A 16,366-nucleotide genomic window follows, 5' to 3' on the forward strand; every position below is an offset into this window, starting at 1 on the left:
CCCACTGCCTCCAATGAGCATCAGCCCCAACCAGATCGCACAGCAGGTGGTCGAATCCATCCTGGCCCAGAAACTCTCGCCCGGCGAACGGCTGGGCGAGCAGGAGCTGGCCGATCTGTTCGGTGTGAGCCGTACTCTCGTGCGCGAAGCGCTGATGCAGCTGCAGGCGCGCGGTTTTGTCGAAGTGCGCCCGCGCCGCGGCTGGTACGTGGTGGAGCCGTCGGTGGACGACGCGCGCGACGCGTTCTCGGCCCGGCGCATCATCGAGTCGGGCATCCTGGCGGATGCGGGGCGCCCGCTGCAGTCGGTCACGCCGCGTCTGCGTGCCCACATCGCCGAAGAACAGCAGGCCATCGACGGGGCGGACGCGGCCACGCGCGCCTTTCTGCTGGCCGACTTCCATGTGTGCCTGGCCGAGGCCATGGGCCATCGCAGCCTGAGCGACATCCTGCGCGACCTCACGGCGCGCACCACGCTGGCGGCGTCGCTCTACCAGTCGCGCCACGAGGCCAGCCAGTCGTGCGCCGAGCACGCGGCCATCGTCGAGGCACTGGAAGCCGGTGACACGGCCCTGGCGCGCGAACGGCTGCTGTCCCACATCGGCCACGTCGAAGCCGCGCTGAACCATGACGAGCCGCTGGTGCGCGACCGGCTGCGCGATTCGCTCAGCCCGCTGCCGGGGCCGCGCACGGGCACGGGCACGAGCACGAGCACGGAGAGCTGACCTCCCACTCCCCCCAGTTCACGGTTTTCCAGCCGCCCCGGCCACACAGCCCGGGCGGCTTTCTTTTTGCGCGCCTTCGCCAGCCTGCGGGTAAACCCCTGGAAATTCCTGTGCGAGCGGCGTTTTATTGCACTCATTTTTTGTATACAAATATAGGGTACAAAATTACCCAGGCCGAAGATGCCCGGATTCCATCCTTTTCCACACGAGGAGACACCCGTGAACACAGCCGTCAGCAGCACACCCTTGACGGCGGGCACCGAGCCCGCCGGCCCCCACCATGGCAATGCCCTGATCAAGCCGGGCTATGACCCACGGCTGACCAACGAGGACCTGGCACCGCTCAAGCGCCAGACCTGGGGCCAGTACAACATCTTCGCGTTCTGGATGTCCGACGTGCACAGCGTGGGCGGCTACATCACGGCGGGCAGCCTGTTCGCGCTGGGCCTGTCGAGCTGGCAGGTGCTGGTGGCGCTGCTGGTGGGCATCGTGATCGTTCAGTTCTTCTGCAACCTGGTGGCAAAGCCCAGCCAGGTGACGGGCACGCCCTACCCGGTGATCTGCCGCGCGTCCTTTGGCGTGCTGGGGGCCAACATCCCCGCCATCATCCGCGGGCTGATCGCGGTGGCGTGGTACGGCATCCAGACCTACCTCGCATCCGGCGCCTTCCTGCTGCTCACGCTGCATTTCCTTCCTGGCCTGGCCCCGTACGCGGACGTCACGCAGCATGGCTTTGCAGGCCTGTCCACGCTGGGCTGGGTCGCATTCATGGTGATGTGGGTGCTGCAGGCGCTGGTGTTCTGGCACGGCATGGAGGCCATCCGCAAGTTCATCGACTGGGCCGGCCCGGCGGTGTATGTGGTGATGGCGGTGCTGTGCGGCTGGCTGGTGTGGAAGGCAGGCTGGAAAAACATCGACCTGAACCTGGGCGGCATCAAGTTCCAGGGTTGGGATGCAGTGCCGGTGATGCTCTCGGCCATTGCGCTGGTGGTGAGCTACTTCAGCGGGCCCATGCTCAACTTCGGCGACTTCTCGCGCTACGGCAAGAGCTTCGACGCAGTGAAGAAGGGCAACTTCTGGGGCCTGCCGGTCAACTTCGTGTTCTTCTCGCTGCTGACGGTGGTCACCACCGCCGCCACGGTGCCGGTGTTCCGCGAGCTGATCACCGACCCCGTGCACACCGTGGGCAAGATCGACAGCACCACCGCCGTGGTGCTGGGCGCGCTGACCTTCATGATCGCTACGGTGGGCATCAACATCGTGGCCAACTTCGTGTCGCCCGCGTTCGATTTCTCCAATGTGGCGCCCCAGCACATCAGCTGGCGCACGGGCGGCATGATCGCCGCCGTGGGCTCGATCTTCATCACGCCCTGGAATCTGTACAACAACCCCGAGGTGATCCATTACACGCTCGACGTGCTGGGCTCCTTCATCGGCCCGCTGTTCGGCATCCTGATCGCCGACTACTACATCGTGCGCCGCCAGCAGGTGCTGGTGGACGACCTCTACACCATGAACAGCCGGGGCGCCTACTGGTACAGCAAGGGCTACAACCCGCGGGCCGTCTGGACGCTCGTCCCCGCGGCCCTGGCGCCCATCCTGTGCGTGTTCGTGCCTGTGCTGCGGCCTGCCGCCAACTATGCCTGGTTCATCGGCATGGGGCTGGGCTTCGTCATCTACCTGGCATTGAACCGAAAAAACTGAAAGAAAGAACAAACCCGTGCGCATCAAGATCATCAACCCCAACACCACCTGGAGCATGACCGAGAAGATCGGTGCCTGCGCGCGCGCCGTGGCGCGGCCAGGCACCGAGGTGGTGGCGGTGAGCCCTGCCATGGGCCCGGCCTCCATCGAGAGCCACTACGACGAGGCACTGGCCGTGCCCGGACTGCTGCAGGAGATAGCGGCCGGCGAGCGCGACGGGGTGGACGGCTACGTGATCGCCTGCTTTGGCGATCCGGGCCTGAAGCCCGCGCGCGAGCTGGCGCGCGGCCCCGTGGTGGGCATTGCCGAGGCGGCAATGCACATGGCCAGCATGGTGGGCTCGAAGTTCTCGGTGGTGACCACGCTCTCGCGCACCATGGGCCAGGCCTGGCATCTGGCCGAGATCTACGGCATGCAGCGCTTTTGCGCCAACGTGCGCGCCTGCGAGCTGCCGGTGCTGGAGCTGGAAGTGCCCGGCTCGAACGCCCGCGAGCGCATCACCGACGAGTGCCGCCGCGCGCTGGCCGAAGACGGTTGCGACACCTTGGTGCTGGGCTGCGCGGGAATGGCGGACCTGTGCGAGCACATCAGCGGCGCGCTGGGCGTTCCGGTGATCGACGGCGTGGCGGCCGCCACATCCATGGTCGAATCGCTGGTGCTTCTGGGCCTCTCCACCAGCAAGCACGGCGAGCTGGCACGGCCACTGCCCAAGGCCATGGCCGGAGCGCTCGCAGGGTTTGCCCTGCCGCCCGCCACCCCGGTGCGCCTGCCGCGCGCCGCTTGAACTGGGGTCTGCGAGCATTGGGTACATCCTCCACCCAGGCCACAATCCGGCATGCCCCGCGCCCGAACCAGCACCCTGAACGCCCCGCCCGATACCTCGCCCGAGCCCGTGGAGGGCGTGCTGGCCCCGGCGGATGACCGCCTGGCCTCCACCGAAAGCATTGCGCAGGACCTGGCCACCGCCATCGTCGAGAAGCGCCTGCCACCCGGCACCTGGCTGCGCGAGGAGGCGCTGGGGCGGGTCTACACCGTCAGCCGCACCAAGGTCCGCGCGGCGCTGGTGATGCTGTCCAAGGACAAGCTGATCGAGATCATCCCCGACAAGGGCGCCTTCGTGAGCCGCCCCAGCGTGCAGGACGCCCGCGAGGTGTTCGCGGTACGGCGTGTTCTGGAGAGCGAGGTCGTGCGCCTGTTCGTGGCCACGGCCGGCGACGCTGACTACCAGCTGCTGGAGCAGCACATCCGCTTCGAACGCGCGGCGCTGCGGGGCAGCACCACCACGGGCCGCGTGCGCGAAAAGCTCCTGGGCGACTTCCACGTGGTGCTGGCCGAGGCCACGGGCAACCGCACGCTCGCCGAGCTGGTGCGTGAATTGGTCGCCCGCAGCTCGCTGATCGCCATGCTCTACCACTCCTCCAATGACCCGCACTGCTCGTCGGAGGAACACGCGGAGTTCCTGCAGCTGTGCCGCGCTGGCGATGCCGAGGCCGCCGTTGACAGCATGATGGAGCACCTGCGGCGCATTGAGGCCAACCTGGAGCTCGACACCGAACGGCCGGACCGCCAGACGGACCTGGTCAAGGCCCTGCTGGCCTGAGCCTGTTCAAGCCGGAAGAAGCCCGTCAGGACCGCGCTGTGTTCTGCGCATTCTGCGCATCCACACAGCCCTTTTGCAGCACGCGCAGCAGCAGTTGCATGCCGCTGGCGTGCACCCAGTTCTGCGCTTCCAGCACCGACACTGCAGCATCGTCCGTGTGCGCGCGTCCTGTGGCCACGTTCACGTCGAAGGTCGCGTCGGCCCGGTCATTGGCCAGCGTGACGGCGGCGCCCAGCAGCGGGATATCGAAGGACGGGCGCGGCCCGGCCTCGCCGTCCACGTCGATGCGCAGCACGCAGCCCGGCAGCAGCACGTAGCTCCAGCGGCGCTCGGCGTGCGCTTCACCGCCCAGCACGTTCATGTGCGCGAGCCGCTGCCCCTGCGTCATCGCGAACGGGTCGAGCGCCGGCGCGTCCTGCTCTGGGTAGCCGTCCATGCAGGCCGCGCCCACACCCACCATGCCCACGGCCAGCGCCAGGCGCCAGCGGGCCCAGACGCCAGCGGGTCGGCTGTGATCAGGCGCGTCAGCAGCATGGGTGGAAGGGAGCGAAGGCTGGTTCATGGCGGCGGGATTGTGAGAAGGATCAGCCGCTGCGGCGGGAGGACGAGCCACCAGCGACGCGGCGATTGTAAAAACGTGTTCGTCGCTGCCGCCCGAAACCCCTGCCGGCCCGCGGTCCTTTGCCGAAAGACTGCCCACCGCAGGGCGTGCCCTACCTAGGGTTTACCGGAATAAGGCGGCCCGGCCAAGGTGTATACACTTTTTGTATGGATCGCTGTGCACCAAAACTGGATGCGGTCCACCCGCGCCCCGGTAGCGCCCCACCCGAAGGAGATTCCCGATGCAACCGTCTGTTCACCCCGTGGACGAACAACTACCCCTGGGGCGCCTGACCGCACTGGGCTTGCAGCACGTGCTGGTGATGTATGCCGGCGCGGTGGCCGTGCCGCTCATCGTGGGCCGTGCGCTCAACCTCACGCCCGACCAGGTGGCCAAGCTGATCTCGGCCGACCTCTTCGTCTGTGGGTTGGTCACGCTGATCCAGGCGCTGGGCGCCTCGCAGTGGTTCGGCATCCGCTTGCCGGTGATGATGGGCGTGACCTTCGCCTCGGTGGCGCCCATGGTGTCGATGGCGCAGAGCACCAGCGGCACGGCCGGCGCGGGGCTGATCTTCGGCTCGGTGATCGGCGCCGGGGTCGTTTCCATCCTGATAGCGCCGCTGGTCAGCCGGATGCTGCGGTTCTTTCCGCCTGTGGTCACCGGCACCATCATCGCGGTCATCGGCATCAGCCTGATGCGCGTGGGCATCAACTGGATCTTCGGCAACCCGGTGGGGCCCACCGCACCCAACGTGGTGAACCCCGAGCACATGAAGTGGCTGACCGAGATGCAGTCGGCCGCCGGTGCTCCGGGCTCGTCGCTGCCGCCCGTGCCCAAGGGTTTCGCTGTGGTGCCCACGGTGCCCAACCCCCGGTACGCGGACCTCACGGGAGTCGGCATCTCGGCCGTGGTGCTGGTCTCCATCCTGCTGATCGCCAAGTTCGCACGCGGCTTCATCGCCAACATCTCGGTGCTGCTCGGTATCGTGATCGGCGCCATCATCGCGGTGGCCATGGGCCTGATGTCGTTCGAAAAGGTGGCCAAGGCGCAGTGGTTCGACTTCGTGCTGCCGTTCGAGATCGCCGGCCCGGTGTTCGACCCCATCCTGATCCTCACCATGACGCTCGTGATGATCGTGGTGATGATCGAGTCCACCGGCATGTTCCTGGCCCTGGGCGAGATGACCGACCGCAAGATCGAGCAGGCCGACCTCACGCGCGGCCTGCGCACCGACGGCCTGGGCACGCTGCTGGGCGGCATCTTCAACACCTTCCCGTACACCAGCTTCTCGCAGAACGTGGGCCTGGTGGCCGTCACCGGCGTCAAGAGCCGGTTTGTCTGTGTGGCCGGCGGCGTGATCCTGATCGTGCTCGGGGTGTTGCCCAAGATGGCGGCGCTGGTCGAGTCGCTGCCCACCATGGTGCTGGGCGGCGCGGGCCTGGTGATGTTCGGCATGGTGGCCGCCACGGGCATCCGCATCCTGGGCGGGGTGGACTTCAAGCACAACCGCTTCAACGCAATGATCGTGGCTGTCTCCATCGGCGTGGGCATGATCCCGCTGATCGCGCCGAGCTTTCGCCAGTGGATGCCGCATGCGATCCACCCCCTGATCGAATCCGGTATCCTGCTGGCCTCGATCACGGCCGTAGCCCTGAACGTTTTCTTCAATGGCGCCAGCCGCGACACCTCCGCCGCTGTGAACGCCGCGCGCCAGGCCGACGCCCACTAGCGTCCCGCCCGCCGCTGCCGAAGAAACCCATGCCCCACCGCCCCGGGGCCCGCCCTCTTGCCGGCTTTGCCGCAAGGGGGTTTTGGCTTCATGCTGCATCCGCATAAACCGCCATGCCAGCCGCCCGCGCCATCGGGTAACCTAGTTTTGCATTCCGCCGAGGACTTCCAGGATTTCCGTATGACCCAGAAACTTTCCGCCGCCGAAGAGGCGCTGCGCGACGCCGCGCGTGAATACCACCGCAACCCCACGCGCGGCAAGATCGCCGTCACGCCCACCAAGCCGCTGTCCAACCAGCGCGACCTGTCGCTGGCCTACTCGCCCGGCGTGGCCTATCCCTGCCTGGATATCCAGGCCGACCCGTCCAAGGCGTTCGACTACACCTCACGCGGCAACCTGGTCGGCGTGATCACCAACGGCACAGCCGTGCTGGGCCTGGGCGACATCGGCCCGCTGGCCGGCAAGCCGGTGATGGAAGGCAAGGGCTGCCTGTTCAAGAAGTTCGCGGGCGTGGACGTGTTCGACATCGAGCTGGCCGAGCGCGACCCTGACAAGCTGGTCGAGATCATCGCGGCCATGGAGCCCACGCTGGGCGGCATCAACCTCGAAGACATCAAGGCGCCCGAGTGCTTCTACATCGAGCAGCAGCTCAGTGCGCGCATGAACATCCCGGTGTTCCATGACGACCAGCACGGCACGGCCATCATCTCCAGCGCCGCGCTGCTCAACGGCCTGGAGCTGGTGGGCAAGGAGATCGGCGCGGTGAAGATCGCCGTCTCCGGCGCCGGCGCTGCCGCCATTGCCTGCGTGGACGTGATGGTGGGCCTGGGCGTGAAGCGCGAGCACATCTTCATGGTGGACTCCAAGGGCGTGATCTTTGACGGCCGCCCGGGCGGGCTCGACGCCTCCAAGCAGCGCTATGCGCAAAAGACCGACGCCCGCACGCTGGCCGACGTGGTCGACGGCGCCGACGTGTTCCTGGGCTGCTCGGCCCCCGGCGTGCTCACGGCCGAGATGGTGAAAACCATGGCCGCCAAGCCCATCATCCTGGCGCTGGCCAACCCCGAGCCAGAGATCCGCCCCGAGCTGGCCAAGGCCATCCGTCCGGACTGCATCATCGCCACGGGCCGCTCGGACTACCCCAACCAGGTCAACAACGTCCTGTGCTTCCCGTACATCTTCCGCGGCGCCCTGGACTGCGGCGCCACCAAGATCACCGAGGCGATGAAGCTCGCCTGCGTGCGCCAGATCGCCGACCTGGCCAAGGCCGACATCAGCGAGGAAGTGGCCAGTGCGTACGCCGGCAAGGAACTCACCTTCGGGCCCGACTACCTGATCCCTACGCCGTTCGATTCGCGCCTGATCCTCAAGATCGCCCCCGCCGTGGCCAAGGCCGCAGCCGAATCCGGCGTGGCCACGCGCCCCATCGAGGACATGGAGGCGTACAAGGAAGCCCTGTCGCGCTTCGTCTACCAGACCGGCATGCTGATGCGCCCCGTGATCACGGCGGCCAAGGCCCTGCCCGCGGACCAGAAGCGCGTGGCCTATGCCGACGGTGAAGACGAGCGCGCTCTGCGCGCCGCGCAGATGGCCATCGACGACAAGATCGCCCACCCCATCCTCATCGGCCGCCCCGCCGTGATCGCCGCCCGCATCGAAAAAGCCGGCCTGCGCATGCAGCTGGGCAAGGACGTCGAGGTGTGCAACCCCGAGGACGACCCGCGCTTCCGTCAATACTGGGAGCACTACCACCAGCTCAACAAGCGCAACGGCGCGACGCCCGAGGTGGCCAAGGCCGCCGTGCGCCGCTCCAACACCATCATCGCCTCGCTGATGGTGTCGCTGGGCGATGCCGACGCCATGATCTGCGGCCTGGTGGGCACGTACGAGACGCACCTGGAGCGCATCCACAGCATCCTGGGCCGCCAGGCTGGCGTGAACGACTACGCGGCGCTGAACGCGCTGATGACCAACCGGGGCACGCTGTTCATCGCCGACACCTACGTGAACGAGAACCCCACGGCCCAGCAGCTGGCGGACATCGCCTGGATGTCGGTGCAGGAGGTTCAGCACTTCGGCCTGCCGGCCAAGGTGGCGTTCCTGTCGCACTCGAGCTACGGCTCCTCCAAGCGCGCATCGGCCCGCAAGATGCGCGAGGCCCGCGACCTTTTCGTGGCAGCCCACCCCGAGATCGAATGCGACGGCGAATTGCACGGCGACGCGGCGCTGGAGCCCAGCATCCGCAACGTGTACATGGCGGACTCCACACTCACCGATTCGGCCAACCTGCTGATCTGCCCGAACCTGGATGCCGCCAACATTTTGTACAACGTGCTCAAGACCACGACCAGCGGAGGTGTGACGGTGGGGCCCATCCTGATGGGCGGCGCCGCCACCGCCTACATCCTGACCCCCGCGGCCACGGTGCGCCGGGTGTTCAACATGACGGCCCTGGCGGTGGCCAGCGCAGCATCGCGCAAGAGCTGATCTGCAGCAACGCACCAACGACTAAGGGGGCTTCGGCCCCCTTTGTCGTTTCATCCATTCATAGCGCTGCACGCCACTCACAACATCGCACAAAACTGGCGCGGCCCCAGCCAGGGCCCCCGTGCAAGGGCCGCCTAGGCGCGGAGGCGGCGCTTCGCTTGCGTGCACCGGGGGCGTCCCCCTCCCGGCTCGCGCAGCGAGTCGAGAGAGGGGCTGAGGGCCGCGGCTCCAAGCCTGCATGCGCAGGCTTGGACGTGCCCGAAGAGCCACCGCCTCTGGCGGTGGCACCGAGGCGCGAAGCGACTCAGGGGGTGTTTTACGACCTCAGCGCACGGACACGTCCACGTAGTCCGCCACGGGCGGCAGGTGTTCGGCCAGCCAGGCGGAGTCGAGCTGCAGTGCCTGCTTGATCTCGGCAGGCAGGCTGGCGATGGTGTCGGCCGGCGACATGGGCTCTTCCAGCCCGATCTCGGCCAGCAGTGTGGCCACGTGCAGGATGCCGCCCAGCCTGCAGAACGGGGTGGACGCGACCGGGTCCTCGGCCGTCTCCAGCGCCAGCACGATGGTGTCGGGAAAGCGCCAGCGCCGCGCCAGCTCGGCCGTGACCTGCGCCTCGGTAAAGCCCAGCAGCGTGCGTTCGCGCTCCCAGCGTCCGCCCGCATGGTGGGGCAGCTGCTCAATGGCCGGAATCTGCTCGGGCGCCTTCTGGGCAATGATCAACTCGCCCAGGCGTACCAGAAAGCCCGCCAGCCACGACTCCTGCACGTTGGAGCCCAGCGTGCGGGCCAGCCACTGTGCATAGCCCGCAATCGCCATGCTCTCCTTCCAGAAGGCTTCGGCGTCCACGCCCGGCGCGTCCTTGAAAACGCCGGACATGCATGACGCCAGCGCCAGCGTGCGCACCTGGTTCAGGCCCACCATGGTGATGGCGTCATCCAACGAGGCCACCTGGCGCGGCAGACCGAAGCGCGCGCTGTTGGCCAGGCGGATCAGCTTGGCCGTGAGCGCCGGGTCCTTGGAGATGGCACTGCGCACTTTCTCGAAGGGGATGTCATCGTCCTTCATGGTCGCGATGAGCTCGCGCGCCACGTCGGGGATGGTGGGTAGTTGCACGTTTTCGAAGAATGCCTGGATGTTCGCCATGAAAAGCCCTCCCAAGTGCTGTGCGGTGTGAAGAACTTTTGTTGTACCACCGGCAAAGTCGCGCGGCCTTCGCGTTTGCCCCAATGTGCCGCAGGCGCACAACCCCGCGCCCCGACTCGGTGCAATGCAGGCACGCGGACAGGTCGCGCACCATTTCGGGAAAGCCTCTAGAGCCCTACGCACCAATTTGGCGAACAATAGTCCGCTCTTTCTCCCCGCTCCGGTGAAACCGGGCATCGTTTTTGCTGGCTGGGTCAGCATGGCATGCGGCCACCCCCTGCGGCGCCTCTGCGCCAGGCCCCGCGTGCCTTCCCTTCGACGACTTCTGACAGGAACCTTCCCATGAACAAACGCAGCCTCCTGCAAGCCGCCCTTCTGCTGGCCACCGCTGGCGCCTTCTCTGCCGCCCACGCCCAGGCCACCACGCCGATCAAGTTCCAGCTCGACTGGCGCTTCGAAGGCCCTTCCGCCCTCTTCCTGCAGCCCGTGGCCAAGGGCTACTTCAAGGCTGCCGGCCTGGATGTGACGGTGGACGCGGGCAACGGCTCGGGCGGCGCGGTGCAGCGCGTGGCCTCGGGCACCTACGACATGGGCTTTGCCGACCTGGCCGCAGTGATGGAATTCCATGCCAACAACCCCGACGCGCAGAACAAGCCTGTGGCGGTGATGATGGTCTACAACAACACCCCGGCCTCGGTCATGGCGCTCAAGAAGAGCGGCATCACCAAGCCGGCCGACCTGGCCGGCAAGAAGCTCGGCGCCCCGGTGTTCGACGCGGGCCGCCGCGCCTTCCCGATCTTCCAGAAGGCCAACAGCGTGGGCAACGTGCAGTGGACCGCCATGGACCCGCCGCTGCGCGAGACCATGCTGGTGCGCGGCGACGTGGACGCCATCACCGGCTTCACCTTCACCTCGCTCCTGAACCTGGAGGCACGCGGCGCCAAGGCCGCCGACGTGGTGGTTCTGCCCTATGCCGACTTCGGCGTGAAGCTGTACGGCAACGTGATCATCGCCAGCCCCAAGCTCATCAAGGAGAACCCGGCCGCAATCAAGGCCTTCCTCTCGGCCTTCACCAAGGGCGCCAAGGAAGTGATCGCGAACCCCGCCGCTTCCATCGAACACGTGAAGGCACGCGACGGCATCGTGAACGTGCCGCTGGAAACCCGCCGCCTGCAGCTGGCGATCGACACCGTCATCAACAGCCCCGACGCCCGCGCCGAAGGCTTCGGCAAGGCCGTGCCCGGCCGCCTGTCGCTGATGGCGTCGCAGGTGTCCGACGCGTTCAACACCAAGACCCGGGTGAACGCCGACGACGTCTGGAACGCAAGCTTTTTGCCCAGCACCGCCGAGCTGAACATCCTGCCGAAGAAGTAAGGCCGACGCGCCACGCAAGCCTGTGCACAGGCTTGCGCAGGCCAACTATCAAATCAATAGCTGCCAGCGCTTATCTGTAAAGCGTTAGCGGCCATTTTTACCCCCAAAACCACTCCATGCAGGCTGCTGATTCCTACTTTGTGGACTTCCGCGATGTCTGGCTCGCGTACAACGACGAGTTGCTCGCGCAGAACCACTTCGCCGTCGAGGCCATCGACCTGCAGATCCGCCAGGGCGAGTTCATCGCCATCGTCGGCCCCTCGGGCTGCGGCAAGTCCACCTTCATGAAGCTGGCCACCGGCCTGAAGATGCCGTCGATGGGCAAGATCCTGATCGACGGCCAGGGCGTGACCGGGCCGCTCAAGATATCGGGCATGGCGTTTCAGGCGCCTTCGCTGCTGCCCTGGCGCACCACGGTCGACAACGTGCTGCTGCCGCTCGAGATCGTGGAGCCCCACCGCAGCCAGTTCAAGGCCAAGCGCAAGGAGTACGAGGCCCGCGCCCGCGCACTGCTGCAGAAGGTGGGCCTGGGCGGCTACGAAGACAAGTTCCCCTGGCAGCTGTCGGGCGGCATGCAGCAGCGCGCCAGCATCTGCCGCGCGCTGATCCACGAGCCCAAGATGCTGCTGCTGGACGAGCCCTTCGGCGCGCTCGACGCCTTCACGCGCGAAGAGCTGTGGTGCATCCTGCGCGACCTGCAGGCCGAGCAGAAATTCAACGTGATCCTGGTCACGCACGACCTGCGCGAGTCGGTCTTCCTGGCCGACACCGTGTACGTGATGAGCAAGAGCCCCGGCCGCTTCGTCGTCAAGCGCGACATCGAGCTGCCCCGCCCGCGCGACCTGGAGATCACCTACACCAAGGAGTTCACCGACATCGTGCACGAGCTGCGCGGCCACATCGGGGCGCTGCGCAAAGCGGGCGCTCCCATCCAGCAATAAGAACCGACAAGGCCCCACCCCATGCACAAGAAAACCGTGGAGCGCTGGTCCCCCTGGATCCTGCTCGTCGCCATCGTCCTGCTGTGGCAGATCATCTGCTCTGCCTTCAACGTCTCGGAATTCATCTTCCCCAGCCCCTGGGCCATCGGCGTACAGCTGGTGGAGTTCAGCGGTGTCATCGCGGGCCACGCCTGGCGCACCTTCTGGGTCACGATGGCGGGCTTCGGCATCGCCATCGTGGTGGGCGTGCTGCTGGGCTTTCTGATCGGAAGCTCGCGCCTGGCATATGCCGCCGTCTACCCGCTCATGACGGCCTTCAACGCACTGCCCAAGGCGGCCTTCGTGCCCATCCTGGTGGTGTGGTTCGGCATTGGCGTGGGGCCGGCCATCCTCACGGCCTTTCTTATCAGCTTCTTCCCGATCATGGTGAACATCGCCACGGGCCTGGCCACGCTGGAGCCCGAACTGGAAGATGTCTTGCGCGTGCTGGGCGCCAAGCGCTGGGACGTGCTGGTCAAGGTGGGGCTGCCGCGCTCCATGCCGTACTTCTACGGCTCGCTCAAGGTGGCCATCACGCTCGCCTTCGTGGGCACCACCGTGTCGGAGATGACGGCTGCGAACGAAGGCATCGGCTACCTGCTGATCTCCGCTGGCTCCTCCATGCAGATGGGCCTGGCCTTTGCCGGCCTGATGGTGGTGGGCGCCATGGCCATGGCGATGTACGAGCTGTTCAGCTGGGTCGAGAAGCGCACCACGGGCTGGGCGCACCGGGGGTCGCAAGGCGAGTAAGCCTGCCAACAACACTGCTGCAGACTGCGGAAAACCCCTGCCGATATACTCGCGGCCCTGTCGACAACAAGGCCCCCCAGCGGGCGATTTGACATGCGCTTGCACGTCGTCTTCCTGCGCCCAGCGGCGCTCGCATTGGCCGTGGCCGGCCTGGCCGCCTGCGGGGGCGGCACGGCCCCAACCCAACCAGCCGCTGCCGCATCCGCCCCGGCCATGCAGACGGCCGCACCAAACGCCATCAAGATCGGCATTGCCCTGGGCGGCGGCGCAGCCAAGGGCTTTGCGCACATCGGCGTGATCAAGATGCTGGAGGCCAACGGCTTCGCGCCAGCAGTCATCTCCGGCACCAGTGCGGGCAGCGTGGTGGGCGCGCTGTACGCCAGCGGGATGAACGCCTTCGAGATGCAGGAAAAGGCCGTTGCCCTGGACGAAACCAGGATCCGCGACCTGCAGCTGTCGTCCGGTGGCCTGGTGCTGGGCCAGAAGCTCGAAGACTACGTGAACGAACAGGTACGCCGCAAACCCCTGGAGCAGATGGCCAAGCCCTTCGTGGTGGTGGCCACGCGGCTGGAAGACGGCGAGCGCACCGTGTTCGCCCGCGGCAACACCGGCCAGGCCGTGCGCGCGTCCAGCAGCGTGCCCGGCGTGTTCCAGCCTGTCACCATCGGCAAATACCATTTTGTGGATGGCGGCATCGTGAGCCCCGTGCCCGTGGACGCCGCGCGCCAGCTGGGCGCCGACATCGTGGTGGCCGTGGACATATCGAACAAGGCCCGCGGCCAGACGCCGGGCAACATGCTGGGCGCGCTGAACCAGTCGATTGCGATCATGGGCCAAAAACTGGGCGAGGCCGAGCTGGCCCGCGCCGATGTCATCGTCCGCCCCAAGGTGCTGGACATCGGTCCCGGAGATTTCAGCCAGCGCGCCAGCGCCATCGTGGAAGGCGAAAAAGCCGCCTTGGCAGTGATGCCGAAGATCCGTGAACGGATTGCGCAGATTCAGGCTGAGCGTGCGCGGACTGCCCAACTGGCGCAGGAGAAAGAGCGTGAGGCAGAGTACCAGGCTTGCCTGGAGAAGCGGTCAAGCCTGCAGAAGTTGGCGGGGATGGCAGGGATGGGTGAGGGGTGCGTAGGAGCTAAGTAGATTTCAGTTTGCGGAGCACCCCGCTGGGGTGTCGTAGAGTTGATCTTCAGCAGTACGCTCGTGGCGCGCGGAAGGGTTCAGGCGCAGTGATCGGAATACCTGCAATGCAGCGTTTGAAGCCATCCGCTCTTGCTCGTCGGATGCGTACCAGCGATTCGGAGCAGCCGGCGGCTACTGGGCTCAGCGCACACTCAATGTTCGATTTGAAGCGGGACCGAAGGTGAGGCGCCGAACCCGACGTGCTGACGACAAAAACCGCCACACGACGGGCTTGGGGGCGTGCCGTGCGGCCACGCATCCAAAGGCGTGCTAAGCCGTAGCTGGCCCAGGTTGATAGACGACTTTGAATGTCTCACACGCGAGCAACATCCTCTCGTCAAACTGTCGCCCGGCCCTGGCGCACTCATGCTCGAAGTACCGTCGATGGCCTTCAAGCCAGCATGCGAGAGACCCATCGCCTTCTCCTTCAACGGCGGCAAACTCTGCAGTGACTTCGTTGTAGGGCACGACATCGACGGCCTGCGTCTCAATGATGCACAGCGGCTGGCCTGACCAGGCTGTGACTATGCTGAGGTCTCCCGGCTTTGGGGGCCGTATCCCCTGGTCTTCATACGACCACAACGAGCCTGCGGTTGCGCGCTTGACGCCGCGTAGCACCAGGTCGGTCAGTTCATCGGCAAGCTTCTCGCTGTCGCCAAAGATGCAGACGTCATAGTAGCGGCCGTGACCGGCCGTCCCTGTGGCAAGCAGGAACTCGTTCCAGAACGAAAGAAGGTTTGGGGGGACGGACATGGACTGGTTGGCGGCCTAAAGAATGAAAGGGACTTCCGATCCCGGGTAATCCGTGCATTTGCACGGTACGGCATCCACGTGCCACGATCTCTTGTCCCCTCACGCGTTGGCTGGAAGGGCAAGTCCCTGCAATCGGATCCGTTGATGGGGATTTCCATGCAAACCTGCCGCCTCGAAGGTTCCTGGAAAACCCGGGCCGATTCTATTCAAGCAGGGTGTCGGAAGAATGCGGTGGTACGCTTTTCTCATCTCAGTGACATGCGCGGCGAACCCTGCTTGACCGCCCGCAAGGAATGCCTTGCGTCCAAGACCGGCATTCGTGCCGCACTGTGCGACTAGGATTCACGTCCGATGATGTTGAAGAAGGCCCTGATGAGACGCGTGTCCCTGCGCTCTGCCAAGCACACGACATGTGCATAGGTCTTGATTTGCGCATCGCTGATTCGCACTGTGTGCAAGCCTGAACCGGGCACGTACTCCACCTCAGAGACCGCCGCAACGCCCAGCCCTTGGAGCACGGCTTCCCGGATGATCTCCCGACTGGCGACCTCCATGACGACTGTCGGCTGCACATTCGCAGCCTTGAGCGCCAGTTCTATGGCCTTGCGGGTTGTAGACCCTTGCTCACGCAATATCAACTTTTCGCCTTGCAGCTCTGCGGTACGGATGCTGCGGCGGCGGGCGAACCGATGGTCTGCATTGCAGAAGATCACGATGGGGTGTTCGCTGTATGGAACCGAAACGAAACGCTTGTCTTTGAGCACCTGCGCCAGAACACCGACGTCGGCCCGGTAGTCCAGCAGCCTGCTCAACACGTCTTCCGAGTTGCCGGTTCCTACCGAAATCTGGATCTCCGGGTATCTCTGGTTAAACGCCGCCAGCATCTTCGTCACGTGTGAAGGGCCCACGGCCGCCACACGCAAATGCCCCGAACGCAGCTCGCCAGCGTCTCGAAGAACCTGCACGGCTTCTTGCTCAAGGTCGAACATCTGGCGCGAAAGCTGGAGCAATCGCTCTCCGATCTCCGTCGGGCGAATGCGGCGCCCCGTTCGGTGAAAAAGTTCGACTTTGTAGAGCTCCTCGAGTTGCTGAACCTGCGTGGTCACGGTGGGCTGACTCACGTGCAAGGCCTGCGCTGCGCGGGTAAAGCTCCCTTCGGTCGCCACCGCATGAAAAGACCTCAATTGCGTCAACCTCATGACAGCTACCTCCGTGTTATCCCGGGCCAACTATAGATTGAATGAATGGATCGGTAAAAAAACTTGAATTTGCAAGATAGTCCCGCACCACCGACAGTTGCCCCATGCACTGCGCTTGGTTGGCAGTGCAAAAAGAGGTT

At 65.7% G+C, this 16,366-nt stretch carries 14 protein-coding genes; 10 read left to right on the plus strand and 4 right to left on the minus strand.

What is annotated here, in order from left to right; all coding sequences use genetic code 11:
- Nucleotides 1-13: 13 nt before the first annotated feature.
- The 4 genes from KW835_RS01420 to KW835_RS01435 all read left to right on the plus strand — a co-directional run bounded on the left by KW835_RS01420 (nt 14) and on the right by KW835_RS01435 (nt 4,028).
- Nucleotides 14-724, plus strand: coding sequence for a GntR family transcriptional regulator (locus KW835_RS01420; protein WP_218380494.1), 711 nt, complete (start codon nt 14-16; stop codon nt 722-724).
- A 219-nt stretch (nt 725-943) separates the two neighbouring features.
- Complete coding sequence (locus KW835_RS01425; protein WP_218380495.1) at nt 944-2,428, plus strand: NCS1 family nucleobase:cation symporter-1; 1,485 nt, start codon at nt 944-946, stop codon at nt 2,426-2,428.
- Nucleotides 2,429-2,444: 16 nt separating this feature from the next.
- Nucleotides 2,445-3,212, plus strand: a complete 768-nt coding sequence (locus KW835_RS01430; protein ID WP_218380496.1) for an aspartate/glutamate racemase family protein — start codon at nt 2,445-2,447, stop codon at nt 3,210-3,212.
- 51 nt (nt 3,213-3,263) lie between these two features.
- A complete protein-coding gene (locus KW835_RS01435; protein WP_218380497.1) occupies nt 3,264-4,028 on the plus strand; it encodes a GntR family transcriptional regulator in 765 nt (254 codons plus the stop codon).
- A 25-nt stretch (nt 4,029-4,053) separates the two neighbouring features.
- Here the strand turns inward: KW835_RS01435 and KW835_RS01440 are convergent, their stop codons facing one another.
- Entirely contained in the window at nt 4,054-4,590 is a 537-nt protein-coding gene (locus tag KW835_RS01440) for a hypothetical protein (RefSeq protein ID WP_218380498.1), read from the minus strand.
- A 280-nt stretch (nt 4,591-4,870) separates the two neighbouring features.
- Between KW835_RS01440 and KW835_RS01445 the strand changes: the two genes are divergently transcribed.
- The gene (locus tag KW835_RS01445) at nt 4,871-6,358 is read left to right on the plus strand and encodes a nucleobase:cation symporter-2 family protein (protein ID WP_218380499.1); all 1,488 of its coding nucleotides are present in this window, start codon (nt 4,871-4,873) and stop codon (nt 6,356-6,358) included.
- Nucleotides 6,359-6,538: 180 nt separating this feature from the next.
- The gene (locus KW835_RS01450; RefSeq protein ID WP_218380500.1) at nt 6,539-8,845 is read left to right on the plus strand and encodes an NADP-dependent malic enzyme; all 2,307 of its coding nucleotides are present in this window, start codon (nt 6,539-6,541) and stop codon (nt 8,843-8,845) included.
- A 324-nt stretch (nt 8,846-9,169) separates the two neighbouring features.
- Here the strand turns inward: KW835_RS01450 and KW835_RS01455 are convergent, their stop codons facing one another.
- Nucleotides 9,170-9,988, minus strand: coding sequence for an HDOD domain-containing protein (locus KW835_RS01455; RefSeq protein ID WP_218380501.1), 819 nt, complete (start codon nt 9,986-9,988; stop codon nt 9,170-9,172).
- 342 nt (nt 9,989-10,330) lie between these two features.
- Here KW835_RS01455 and KW835_RS01460 point away from each other — a divergent pair, with 342 nt between their 5' ends.
- The 4 genes from KW835_RS01460 (at nt 10,331) to KW835_RS01475 (ending at nt 14,235) form a co-directional block, all read left to right on the plus strand.
- The gene (locus KW835_RS01460; RefSeq protein WP_218380502.1) at nt 10,331-11,362 is read left to right on the plus strand and encodes an ABC transporter substrate-binding protein; all 1,032 of its coding nucleotides are present in this window, start codon (nt 10,331-10,333) and stop codon (nt 11,360-11,362) included.
- Between the two features lie 116 nt (nt 11,363-11,478).
- Complete coding sequence (locus KW835_RS01465) at nt 11,479-12,303, plus strand: ABC transporter ATP-binding protein (RefSeq protein ID WP_218380503.1); 825 nt, start codon at nt 11,479-11,481, stop codon at nt 12,301-12,303.
- 21 nt (nt 12,304-12,324) lie between these two features.
- Entirely contained in the window at nt 12,325-13,092 is a 768-nt protein-coding gene (locus KW835_RS01470; protein ID WP_218380504.1) for an ABC transporter permease, read from the plus strand.
- A 93-nt stretch (nt 13,093-13,185) separates the two neighbouring features.
- Nucleotides 13,186-14,235 (plus strand): patatin-like phospholipase family protein, encoded by a 1,050-nt coding sequence (locus tag KW835_RS01475; protein WP_218380505.1) that lies wholly within the window; start codon nt 13,186-13,188, stop codon nt 14,233-14,235.
- A 309-nt stretch (nt 14,236-14,544) separates the two neighbouring features.
- Here the strand turns inward: KW835_RS01475 and KW835_RS01480 are convergent, their stop codons facing one another.
- Nucleotides 14,545-15,027, minus strand: coding sequence for an ASCH domain-containing protein (locus tag KW835_RS01480; protein WP_218380506.1), 483 nt, complete (start codon nt 15,025-15,027; stop codon nt 14,545-14,547).
- A 335-nt stretch (nt 15,028-15,362) separates the two neighbouring features.
- Nucleotides 15,363-16,226: a LysR substrate-binding domain-containing protein gene (locus KW835_RS01485; RefSeq protein ID WP_218380507.1), complete on the minus strand. Its 864-nt coding sequence runs from the start codon at nt 16,224-16,226 to the stop codon at nt 15,363-15,365.
- Nucleotides 16,227-16,366 lie beyond the last annotated feature (140 nt).

Source organism: Acidovorax sp. sic0104, assembly GCF_019219095.1.
GTDB lineage: Bacteria > Pseudomonadota > Gammaproteobacteria > Burkholderiales > Burkholderiaceae_C > Acidovorax.

Excerpts from the sequence above, each read along its gene's own strand:
- KW835_RS01435 (WP_218380497.1), top strand. The coding sequence starts at position 3,264 with ATGCCCCGCGCCCGAACCAGCACCCTGAACGCCCCGCCCGATACCTCG.
- KW835_RS01475 (WP_218380505.1), top strand. The coding sequence starts at position 13,186 with ATGCGCTTGCACGTCGTCTTCCTGCGCCCAGCGGCGCTCGCATTGGCC.
- KW835_RS01445 (WP_218380499.1), top strand. The coding sequence starts at position 4,871 with ATGCAACCGTCTGTTCACCCCGTGGACGAACAACTACCCCTGGGGCGC.
- KW835_RS01455 (WP_218380501.1), bottom strand. The coding sequence starts at position 9,988 with ATGGCGAACATCCAGGCATTCTTCGAAAACGTGCAACTACCCACCATC.
- KW835_RS01480 (WP_218380506.1), bottom strand. The coding sequence starts at position 15,027 with ATGTCCGTCCCCCCAAACCTTCTTTCGTTCTGGAACGAGTTCCTGCTT.
- KW835_RS01420 (WP_218380494.1), top strand. The coding sequence starts at position 14 with ATGAGCATCAGCCCCAACCAGATCGCACAGCAGGTGGTCGAATCCATC.
- KW835_RS01450 (WP_218380500.1), top strand. The coding sequence starts at position 6,539 with ATGACCCAGAAACTTTCCGCCGCCGAAGAGGCGCTGCGCGACGCCGCG.
- KW835_RS01465 (WP_218380503.1), top strand. The coding sequence starts at position 11,479 with ATGCAGGCTGCTGATTCCTACTTTGTGGACTTCCGCGATGTCTGGCTC.
- KW835_RS01485 (WP_218380507.1), bottom strand. The coding sequence starts at position 16,226 with ATGAGGTTGACGCAATTGAGGTCTTTTCATGCGGTGGCGACCGAAGGG.
- KW835_RS01440 (WP_218380498.1), bottom strand. The coding sequence starts at position 4,590 with ATGAACCAGCCTTCGCTCCCTTCCACCCATGCTGCTGACGCGCCTGAT.
- KW835_RS01460 (WP_218380502.1), top strand. The coding sequence starts at position 10,331 with ATGAACAAACGCAGCCTCCTGCAAGCCGCCCTTCTGCTGGCCACCGCT.
- KW835_RS01470 (WP_218380504.1), top strand. The coding sequence starts at position 12,325 with ATGCACAAGAAAACCGTGGAGCGCTGGTCCCCCTGGATCCTGCTCGTC.